We start from the raw sequence: 3,046 nt of genomic DNA, 5'->3' as shown, positions 1-3,046 counted from the left end.
GCCGCCATGGCTACTGGTTCGCGAGGACCTGGTTGACCTGGTCCTCGGCGGTGTCGAGCAGCCCGGCGGGGTCGGCGTCCTCGTTGGTGAGCACGCCCGACATCACCGTGTCGAGGACCTTGTAGATCTCCTGGGCCTTGGGCGGCTCGGCGCGGCCGGGGACCGGGTTGTCGCGGAACGGCTGGAAGTTCTCGACCGGCATCGTGGAGTTCTCGGCGCGCAGCTTGTCGTCCTGCTGCTTGCTCGCGCCCTTCCAGAAGTCCGGCTGCGGCAGCCCGACGGGCAGCCCGTCGGCCTTGGTACGCGCCCACTCGAACTGGCCCTTGCCGGGGGTGAGGAACTTGAAGTTCAGCCAGGCGATGGCGGCCTTGATCTGGTCGGGCGAGCTGCCCTTCTTGATCAGGTAGTCGTTGCCGCCGAAGAGGGTCGCCTCGCCGCCGGGCATCGGGCCCATGCCGTAGTCGGCGTAGTCGCCGCCGAGCTGCTGGACCATGTACGTGATGTCGTCGGGCGCGGCGAGGAACATGCCGAGCTTGCCGGACGCCATCTGCTTCTGCAGGTCGCCCCACTTGAGCAACTGGGTCTTGCCCATGCTGTCGTCCTCCCAGCGCATCGCGTGGAGGTTCTCGACGTACTCGGCGCCGGTCTCGTCGTTGAACGCGGCCTTGGTGCCGTCCTCCGAGACGATGTCGCCGCCGAGGCCGTACATCGACGCGGTGAAGTGCCAGCCGCCGTTGTTGCCGGCGCTGTACTCGCCGAAGCCGCTGATGCCGTCGCCGAGGCCGGCTATCGCCTTGGCGGCGGTACGCACCTCGTCCCAGGACGTCGGCGGGTTGTCGGGGTCGAGGCCGGCCTCCTCGAAGAGCTTGCGGTTGATCAGCAGGCCCATGGTGTAGTTGCTGGTCGGCAGCCCGTAGAGCTTGCCGTCCTGCTTGAGCACGTCGAGGACCTGCGGGTCGATGTCCGCGAGCGCCGGGACCGTCTTGTCGTTGACGTACGCGGTGATGTCCGCGGCGCCGTCGTTGTCCAGCACCTGCTGCAGGTCGGTGAAGTACGTGTAGAAGGAGTCCGGCTGGGACTTGGCCTTGAGCATGGCCGTGAACCGCGGGGGCTCCAGACAGGGGTCGGTCTGCTTCCCCTTGATCGTGACGTTCGGGTACTCCTTCTTGAAGGCCGCTACGTCCTCGTTCCACTCCTTCAGCTCGGCCTTCTCGGCCGCCGGCGGCATGCAGTCGATCGTCAGGGTGACCTCGGTCTCCGGGTCCAGCGGGGCGGCGGCGTCGGCCGGATCGGCCGCGTCGTCCCCACCCTCGTCGGAGCTGGAGGTGCCGCAGGCGGCGACGAGCGCCAGGGCGGCGCTGACGGCGAGGGCGGCGCTGGTACGGCGGAACCCGGTTTGTCTCATCTCGGTGACCCCTCTGGGCAGGAGCGGGAAGCCACGGCTGCACGCTGCCGTGGCGCGCACACTCAACCACCGTCGACAGGTCTCCGCAATATGTCGCGCGGAAGTTGCAAGAATGAGACTAGAAATTGAAGATCCTTCACCGCGCCGGGCCGGTGGAGCCGCGCACCACCAACTCCGGCTCGAACAGCAGCTCGTCGGCGGCCACCGGGGCGCCGCCGATCTGCGCCGACAGCAGCTCGACCGCCGCCCGGCCCATCGACTCGATCGGCTGCCGCACGGTCGTCAGCGGCGGGGACGTGCAGTTCATGAACGCCGAGTCGTCGTACCCGACCACCGACACGTCCCCCGGTACGTCCAGGCCGCGCCGCCGCACCGCCCTGATCACCCCGAGGGCGAGCGGGTCGCTGGCGCACACGAAGCCCGTGACGCCGTCCTCCAGCATCCGCGTCGCGGCCGCCTGCCCGCTCTCCAGCGAGTACTGCGCCCGCGCCACCCGCGACTCCGGCAGCTCCAGGCCCGTCTGCCGCGCCAACTCGTCCGCGGCGGCGAGCTTGCGGGCCGACGGTACGTGGTCGGCGGGGCCCAGCAGCATGCCGATGCGGCGGTGGCCGAGGGACGCCAGGTGGCGCCACGCCTGTTCGACGGCGACCGCGTCGTCGCAGGACACGCGGGGGAAGCCCAGGTCCTCGATGGCGGCGTTGATCAGCACCACCGGGATGCGCCGCTCGGCCAGCCTGCGGTAGTGCTCGTGCGGCGCGGCGGACTGCGCGTACTGGCCGCCGGCGAACACCACGCCGGAGACCTGCTGTTGCAGCAGCAGGTCGACGTACGCGGCCTCGGAGACGCCGTTCTTCGTCTGGGTGCACAGCACCGGGGTCAGGCCGAGCTGGGCCAGCGCGCCGCCGACCACCTCGCCCAGCGCGGGGAAGATCGGGTTCTGCAGCTCGGGCAGCACCAGGCCGACCAGCCGGGCGCGTTCGCCGCGCAGCTGCGTGGGCCGTTCGTAGCCGAGTACGTCGAGGGCCGACAGCACCGCCTGCCGGGTCGCCTCCGACACCCCGGGCTTCCCGTTCAGCACACGGCTGACGGTGGCCTCGGAGACCCCCACCTTCTTGGCAACCTCAGCAAGTCGTCGAGTCATGGACGCAAGATTAGCGCAAGAAACGCAAGCTGCTTGCGGCGGGTTCCGGACCGGCCCGTTCCGCCGCGTCCTCGCTGCGCCCGGGACGCCACCGTACGCATCGAGGGGCGGCCGGTCCGCGGGCCCCCGGGGGCGCCCGGGACGCAGAGCCATCACCGGGACGGACGGGCCCCGCGGGACGGGACGTTGAAGAACGGTTAGGCTCACCTTCGTGAGTACGTGCGCGACCGCCTCCGGAGAGCTGGCCGAACCGCTCGCCGGGACCGCGGCCGTCGCCGCGACCTGGCTGCTGGTCGAGCAGACCGGCCCGTGGGGGAAAGAGGCGCTGACCCAGAGCCACCTCGACCCCGAGGTCGGCCGTGCCCTGGAGGAGCGGACCGAGGGCAGCGGCGTACGCGTCGCGCTCATCCGCCGTCCCGGCCGGCACGCCGACGAACGCCGCCCCGCCAGCCGCCGCGTCCTCGCCGCCCACACCGCCCCCGGCGGCACCTGGATCCGCG

Annotated in this window: 2 protein-coding genes and 1 pseudogene; 1 reads left to right on the top strand and 2 read right to left on the bottom strand. The window is 71.0% G+C overall.

What is annotated here, in order from left to right; translation table 11 throughout:
• Positions 1-10 precede the first annotated feature (10 nt).
• Both H5J30_RS24365 and H5J30_RS24360 read right to left on the bottom strand, forming a co-directional pair.
• Positions 11-1,405 carry an ABC transporter substrate-binding protein gene (locus tag H5J30_RS24365; protein ID WP_181789507.1) on the bottom strand — a complete coding sequence of 465 codons (1,395 nt, stop codon included), beginning with the start codon at positions 1,403-1,405 and terminating at the stop codon, positions 11-13.
• 136 nt (positions 1,406-1,541) lie between these two features.
• On the bottom strand, positions 1,542-2,546 hold the full coding sequence (locus H5J30_RS24360) for a LacI family DNA-binding transcriptional regulator (RefSeq protein ID WP_026276443.1): 1,005 nt from the start codon (positions 2,544-2,546) through the stop codon (positions 1,542-1,544).
• 211 nt (positions 2,547-2,757) lie between these two features.
• Between H5J30_RS24360 and H5J30_RS24355 the strand changes: the two are divergent.
• A pseudogene (locus tag H5J30_RS24355) lies at positions 2,758-3,046 on the top strand (sucrase ferredoxin); the annotation flags it as partial.

Source organism: Streptomyces phytophilus, from assembly GCF_013870535.1.
Taxonomy (GTDB): domain Bacteria; phylum Actinomycetota; class Actinomycetes; order Streptomycetales; family Streptomycetaceae; genus Streptomyces; species Streptomyces phytophilus.
This window is presented reverse-complemented; position numbering and strand designations above follow the sequence as displayed.

What these genes read in the sequence shown, in the direction of transcription:
- H5J30_RS24365 (WP_181789507.1), bottom strand. Translation starts at nt 1,405, where the DNA reads ATGAGACAAACCGGGTTCCGCCGTACCAGCGCCGCCCTCGCCGTCAGC.
- H5J30_RS24360 (WP_026276443.1), bottom strand. Translation starts at nt 2,546, where the DNA reads ATGACTCGACGACTTGCTGAGGTTGCCAAGAAGGTGGGGGTCTCCGAG.